General features: G+C 69.6%; 4 protein-coding genes and 2 pseudogenes. 5 read left to right on the top strand and 1 reads right to left on the bottom strand.

Translation table 11 applies throughout. The annotated features are described in order from the left end of the window. Positions 1-211 precede the first annotated feature (211 nt). Positions 212-673: a MarR family winged helix-turn-helix transcriptional regulator gene (locus tag ACFVHB_RS39600; protein ID WP_380332775.1), complete on the top strand. Its 462-nt coding sequence runs from the start codon at positions 212-214 to the stop codon at positions 671-673. Between the two features lie 7 nt (positions 674-680). Here the strand turns inward: ACFVHB_RS39600 and ACFVHB_RS39595 are convergent. Beyond that, positions 681-1,550 (bottom strand): annotated as a pseudogene (locus ACFVHB_RS39595) (IS5 family transposase). A 1,239-nt stretch (positions 1,551-2,789) separates the two neighbouring features. Between ACFVHB_RS39595 and ACFVHB_RS39590 the strand changes: the two are divergent. The 4 genes and pseudogenes from ACFVHB_RS39590 to ACFVHB_RS39575 form a co-directional block, all read left to right on the top strand. After that, complete coding sequence (locus ACFVHB_RS39590; RefSeq protein WP_380332774.1) at positions 2,790-3,968, top strand: hypothetical protein; 1,179 nt, start codon at positions 2,790-2,792, stop codon at positions 3,966-3,968. A gap of 444 nt (positions 3,969-4,412) precedes the next feature. Continuing rightward, the gene (locus tag ACFVHB_RS39585) at positions 4,413-4,937 is read left to right on the top strand and encodes an AAA family ATPase (protein ID WP_380332773.1); all 525 of its coding nucleotides are present in this window, start codon (positions 4,413-4,415) and stop codon (positions 4,935-4,937) included. A gap of 579 nt (positions 4,938-5,516) precedes the next feature. Beyond that, positions 5,517-6,389 carry an alpha/beta hydrolase family protein gene (locus ACFVHB_RS39580; protein WP_380332771.1) on the top strand — a complete coding sequence of 291 codons (873 nt, stop codon included), beginning with the start codon at positions 5,517-5,519 and terminating at the stop codon, positions 6,387-6,389. Positions 6,390-6,463: 74 nt separating this feature from the next. Next, positions 6,464-6,661 (top strand): annotated as a pseudogene (locus tag ACFVHB_RS39575) (IS481 family transposase); the annotation flags it as partial. Between the last annotated feature and the right edge of the window lie 94 nt (positions 6,662-6,755).

Raw genomic sequence — 6,755 nt, 5'->3', positions numbered from 1 at the left:
GAGAGCTACCTCGCCGGCCTCCACCTCCGCGGCGCGGTCATCTGGATCAAGGACCTCACCCGGGCCCACTGATCACGACCGAATACCTGCCCTAGTTGAGGACTGCGACCAGCGTGGTCGCCACTTTGGCCCACGGCAAGTTCCTCGTCTCTCGTGGCGGCAGCGCCACGACCTTGACCTCAACCGCACTTGAGGTTCTAGCCTGGCGATCATGACGACCGTAAGCAGCCCGCAGAACGGCACCGCCACGCTCGGACAGCGGCCCATCGCCCTGGTCGCCTGGGGCGCCACCGAGGCGATCCTGCGGCACTCGCAAGCCGCCCTGGCACGCATCGACGTGACCCAGCCCCAGTGGTGGGCGCTCAATAACATCGTCCGCGCCGAGCACGGCCTCACCCGGGAGGAGATTCGCGCCGTGGCCGTGCCCTATGGCATGGGCACCCAGGTGATGGTCCACGCCGTCGACGCCCTCGTACACCGGGGCTGGCTCGGCATCGGCGCGGACGATCGGCTGACCCTCACGGAGCAGGGCCGCGAGGGCCTGGCAACGGCGAAGGAGCACATGGACCGGGTGCGTGCGGAGCTCCTCGGCGACATCACGGAGGAGGAATACGCGACTGCAGTCTCCGTGCTCCAGCGCGTCACCGACAACCTCGCTCAGAGGCTGTTGTGAAGGCTGGTCACAGCCATTCGTTGATGGCCGGGACCAGCACGGTCGCCTCGTAGCGAACGGCAAGCTTGTCGTATCTCGTTGCCACTGCACGGTGGCGCTTGAGTCGATTGATCCCGCATTCAACCGCATGGCGCTCTTTGTAGTCGGCCTTGTCGAACTTGGGCGGTCGACCGCCACGGTAACCGAGTTTCTTGCGGTTGCGGATCTGATCGGCCTTCTCCGGGATGGTGCAGCGGATGCCACGTCTGCACAGGTAGGCGCGGTTCGCGCGGGAGCCATATGCCATATCGGCGCGGACCTTGTCCGGCCTGTTGCGCGGTCGGCCCGGGCCGATACGGGGCACGCGGATGCCCTCCAGGACCGGCTGGAACTGCGGGCTGTCGTGCCGCTGACCGGCGGTGACGAGCAGGGACAGCGGCTTCTGCCCCTGCTCGACCGCCAGGTGCAGCTTCGTTGTCAGCCCACCGCGCGAGCACCCGAGGCCGTGGTCGTCGGGTTCGCTGCCGACGCCACCGGGGGGCTCCTTCTGCAGATCCCCCCTTTTGCGCGCCCCGGCTGCGGGCCCGGGCGATCGTGGAGTCCACGCTCACGTCCCATGTGATCAGGCCTTTCGCATCGGCTTCGGATTGAAGCCGCTCGAAGATCCGCTGCCAGGTGCCATCGCGCTGCCAGCGCCGGAACAGGTGTCGTAAGCCCGGTCCCACGGGCCGTATCGCTCCGGGAGATCGCGCCACGGCGCGCCGGTCCTGATCCGCCACCGTATGCCGTCGATCAGCTGACGCCGCGTCCAAGCCGGCGGTCTGCCGGGCTTCTTGCCCATCGGCAACAGCGGCTCAAGCCGACCCCACTGGCCGTTCGTCAGATCATCGCGCCGCACGGACGTTGATCATCCACAACCTGGATTCACTTTCGCAACAGACCCTAATTAGGTGGACCGGCGTCCGGCTGCGGGGCAGCGGTCGGCCGCCCCGCAGCCGGACGCGAGAGAAGCACAGCGCAGCGACCGGACCGACCACCCCCACCCACGACACCACTCATCACCGGGGCAGGATGCGAGGAAGGCATGTCGGCCTGGTGAGGACCGCCGGGCAGCGCTCCGACCAGCGCTGATGGCCAGGCAGGCGCGGACTTGCTGGAGGCCAAACGCGTACCTGATCGCGTACCCAAGCGCCTGGCCGTACGCCTAGCTGTGCGCGTAGCCCAAAGGGCGGCGCCATGCCTGCCGGGCTCCAAGTGCGGGCGGCCGTGGTGCAACGCGGGGGTGCAACGCGGCCTCTCTGGCCTGTCCGAAGGACGTTTGCGGGTGCCGGAGCGTGTTGCAGTCGCCGGCAGGCTGCGGCTGGGGGGTGATCAGTCGTCCAGGTGGCGGCGGAGGGCTGCGCACCGGGCTTCGGCTTCGAGCTGGCCCTGAAGGGTTGCCGCGGCGCGGCGCCGGGCGGTGCCCGACTTCCCAGCCACCTACCGGCCGCCCGGCCCGGCCGCCGGGCCCCAGACGAAATTGAGGTTCCCCCGAGGTACGGAAGGCTGCCGGACATGGCCTGAGTGGCCGTGAGAAGGGAGCCTCTACCATGGCTGCACCGATGAAGCCCTCGGACCTCCGCTGGCTCGACAGCGAGGAGACGGTCCGTCCACGCCAGGTGGCGGGCCCTGGCCACCACCCGCCAGCACCTTCTCGACCCTGGACAGTGAAGAAGGCCGGCCCCGCACGGGGCCGGCCTCTACATCCCCGCTGTCCGGCTACTTCCCGCCCTTGCGGCCGGCAGCGACGGCTTGAAGCCGCCGCCCACCCCCGGGGCGGCTGGATGACACGGGCCACGACCTGGCCCCGCCGCCCGCCGGGGGGGGCGGCATGCCGCCAGCGCCCCGGCGGTGCTATCTCGCCATGGCCGCCGCGGCACCCTCGCCTGCTGCGCCCTGGTGTGGCTACTGCCGCGCAAGACCCAGCCCCGGCACCACTGACCTGCAGGACACCCGTCCCAGCAGTCGTCGCCCCGCAGGCCTTCCTCGGGGTGTTGCGGGCATGCTCAATGCGCACCTAGCGTGAGTGACTTCGTTGATCCATTCACGTGGAGAGGCTCGCTTGATGATTCGTCATGTCAGGACCGCGGCACGAGCGGTGTTCGCAGCCGGTCTGCTTGTCACCGGCACGCTCGCCGGCGCACCGCCGGCGGCGGCCGCCGTGGCACCGACGGCACTGCCCGCGTCCGACTACACCCTCACCGCGGACTACCACCAGTTCGACACCCTCACCTCGGCACTCGTCACGACGCTGGGGACCTCGGCCGTGCACACGGTGATGGAGAACGCGAACCACGACCGGCAGGCGCTCCCCTCGTCCTTCTCCGTCGCCGGCCTGTCCACCGGCTTCCGGTTCGACGACGGCGACAACTCCGACTGCCAAAGCGTCCCCCAGGGCATCACGACGAGCCGGGACGCCGTGGGGACAGCGGACAGCGGCAACTACGACGGTCATCAGCTCGTATTGGTGAGCTGGTACACCACGGACGGCTGTGGCGGCGCCCAGCAGCGCAGCCGGATCACCCTGGCCGACTGGGACGCCACCTACCCCAACAAGTACCGCAAGATCCTCCTGGTGGAACCGACCGGCACCGCGGCGGCGCCGGACTTCAAGGACATCCCGATCCACGCCGGCGGCGTCTCCTGGTACGGCAACTACCTCTACGTCGCCGACACCGGAAAAGGCATGCGCATCTTCGACATGCGCAAGATCCTCAACACCGATTCCGGCGGCACCGCCGACCAGATCGGCCGCCAGTCCGGCTCCGTCTACTACGCCCACAACTACGCCTACGTGCTGCCCCAGATCGGCACGGTCGCGGCGCAGACATCCTCCCCCGACAAGCTGGTGTGGTCGTCGATCTCCCTCGACCGGGTCAGCCGGTCGATCGTGATGGCGGAGTACACCTGCCCAGCGGACGCGGTCTGCACCAAGTACCCCAACCGCCCGCCGAGGGCAGTCCGCTTCCCGTTCGCGCCCGGGGCGACGACGTTCGCCGCGTCGACGACCGCCAGTCAGGCCCTCCAGCTGCCCTGGTACAAGCTCAACGGCGTGGCTTCCCACAACGGCCGATGGTGGTTCAACTCCTCGGGGCAGAAGCAGCTCTACTACTGGACCCCGGCGGCAGGCCCCGCCACCTTCCCCTGGGTGAGCGGCGGCGAGAGCATCTCCTACTGGGAGGACGCCACCAACCCCGACCTGCTGTGGTCGCTGCAGGAGACCACGGGCGGCCGCAATGTGTTCGCGGTCACCCAGGCCACCTACGGCGGCGGCTGAGCACAGGTTCAGGTCTTGTCCGCTGCTGTCCGGCGCTGATTGCCGGTGTCGGCGAGCGGCTGGCGGAAGGCGGCGCCCTGCCCGGCCGGCAGCATCCGGCCGGGCAGCAGACTGGGCGGGCAGGGGCGTCTGGTGCTGGCCCGCGGGAATTCGCGGAGGGGTGACTGTGGCTGACGCTCCAGCCGACGCGTCGGCGCTTCTGGCGGCGGACGGGGTGCTCAGGACGTCATGAGCCCAGGCGTTCAGCGAGAAGGCCCGGCCTTTTACCTGCACGCGTTCCGGCTCATCGCTGGTGGGGCGGAAACCCACGTCAGGACGATTCGACGCTTGACGAGTGCGCGCGACTTGCGCCGCATCTGCCCAAGTCCGGGCGCCGGAGAGCAGGTCGTGATCAGGCCGACAAAGCGGTGGTCGTCCGCCCGGCTGTCCTGCCACGATCTGGGGGTGACCACGTTGTTCCTGATGGTCGGCCTGCCAGGGGCCGGAAAGACCACGAGGGCTCGGCAGCTCGCCGAGGAGCACGGCGCCCTGCGCCTGACGCCCGACGAATGGATGATTCCCCTGTTCGGAGCAGCGGAGGCGGACGGGAAGCGCGACGTGTTGGAGGGGCGCATGCTCTGGCTCGCCTTGGAGGCGGTGAAACTGGGCACCAACGTCGTGGTGGACTACGGCTGTTGGTCCCGGGACGAACGGTCTGCGATCCGCTGGCTGGTCGAGGCCGAGGGCGCGTCCTTCCGCATGCTCTACCTGCCGGTGGACGATGAGACGCAACGCGCCCGGATCGCCCATCGCTGGGCGACCAACCCCGAGGAGACGCTCCCGATGACCGAGGCCGACATCCTCGATGGGCGGGCGCACTTCGAGGAGCCCGACGCGGTGGAGTTGGGAGGCGGCGAGGTCGCCGGCCCGCCCCCCGGCTGGGCGGGCTGGCGGGAGTGGGCCGCCTCCCGGTGGCCATCGTTCGCGTGATCGTTTCGGCGCGACACGGTGCGGGGAGGGCCCGTTGTGGGGTTCATGCGGCTTTGGGTGGGCTGCCGTCGTAGGTCCAGCGGTAGGGCTTGGCGTCGGGTTCGTCGTAGGCCGAGACGAAGGTGGCGCTCACGGCGCCGTCGAAGGGAACCTCGCGCCGCTGGGGATCTCAGGGTATACCCAGCACCACCCTCAAGACGGAAGCCCGCATGATCGAGCGTCAGGGCGGGGCCGGGCAGGATCGTGCCGGTGAACACCACCTCGAACCGCAAGCGTCGTGGCAGCGCTGTCGCAATCCTGGGTCTCGCCGCATCAGTGGCCGCGACCGGCACCGGACTCGCCGCCACGCCCCCGCCGTCCACCGTGCACGCGACCGCCGCCACAGCTGCCGCCGCGCCCCTGCGGTCCTTCCAAGGCGCGCTCCCCGCGCCGACCGGCCCCTACGCCGCCGGCGAGGACGTCATCCACCTCACCGACGCGAGCCGTCCCGACCCGTGGGTGCCGTCATCCGGCCCCCGTCAACTGACCGTCACGATGGTCTACCCGGCCGTCCCCGGGACCGGGACTCCGGCCCCTTACATGACCCTCGCCGAGGCAGCCGGAATCATCGAGCACCGGAAGCTGCCGGCGAGTTCCGGCGTCACCCCACAGGCCCTTTCCAGCGTCACCACCCACGCCTTCGACGGCGCGCGGCCGCAGCGCGGCAAGTATCCGCTGGTGGTCCTCTCACCCGCGTCCGAGAACCCGCGCATGATGCTCACCGCGCTCGCGACCGACCTGGCCAGTCACGGCTACGTCGTCGCGCTCGTCGGCCACACCTACGAGGACACCGGTGAAACGCTGGAGAACGGCCAGACGCCGCCGTGCGCGATCTGCGATCACCCAGAAGCCATCGACTTCGACGCCGAAGCCGCCAGCCGCGCGCTGGACGTGTCCTTCGTGATCGACCAGCTGACGCACGGCAACACCGCGTGGCACCTGGCACACCTCATCGACAAGCACGAGATCGGCATGGCCGGACACTCGCTCGGCGGAGCGGCGGCCGCCGCCACGATGATCGCCGACCCGCGAGTACGGGCCGGAGTGAACATGGACGGTTCCTTCCACCCGGCCCCGTTGCCCGGCCAGATCAACCGGCCGCTCCTCATGCTGGGCGTGACCGACAGCCACTCGGCCGGCGGCACCGACACCACGTGGGGGCAGACCTGGGCCGCCCTCGGTGGCTTCAAGAAGTGGCTGACGGTCGCTGGCGCCGACCACTTCAGCTTCGACGACGGGGACGTGCTTCAGGAGCAGGCCGGGTTCCCGATCCCGCCCCTCTCCCCGGAACGCGGGGTGGTGATCACCCGCGAGTACCTGACAGCGTTCTTCGACCGGACGCTGAAGGGGATCCGCAGTCCGCTGCTGGACGGCCCCTCGCCGAACAATCCGGAAGTACTCTTCCAGTACTAGGTGTACTGACCACGGAGGTTGGTGACGGGGCTCACGGCGTGGTGATCTTGAAATGAGTGAGGGCCTTCTGGCTCGCCACCGTCCACCGCGTCCTGGTCCGCTACCGCCTCGCCCGTCTGGCCCACCTCGACCGCGCCACCGCACGCCCGGTGCGGCGCTACGAACGCGCCGCACCGGGCGAGTTGGTCCACGTCGACATCGAGAAACTCGGCAACATCCCCCACGGCGGCGGCCACCACGTCCTCGGACGAGCGGTCGGCCGCAAAACCCGCTAGTGCTGTGACCGGATAGGTTCGCCGGGTTGCTGGATCACGCGGCGATGAGGGGTCTGCCGCCCCAGCGGATGCCCTTCTCGCTGCGGCTGCG

The sequence above is a fragment of the Kitasatospora sp. NPDC127111 genome (genome assembly GCF_042677465.1).
GTDB lineage: Bacteria > Actinomycetota > Actinomycetes > Streptomycetales > Streptomycetaceae > Kitasatospora.
Note: the sequence above shows the minus strand (reverse complement) of the source record. Positions and strands in the feature narration are given on the sequence as shown.

What these genes read in the sequence shown, in the direction of transcription:
- ACFVHB_RS39600 (WP_380332775.1), top strand. Translation starts at nt 212, where the DNA reads ATGACGACCGTAAGCAGCCCGCAGAACGGCACCGCCACGCTCGGACAG.
- ACFVHB_RS39580 (WP_380332771.1), top strand. Translation starts at nt 5,517, where the DNA reads ATGACCCTCGCCGAGGCAGCCGGAATCATCGAGCACCGGAAGCTGCCG.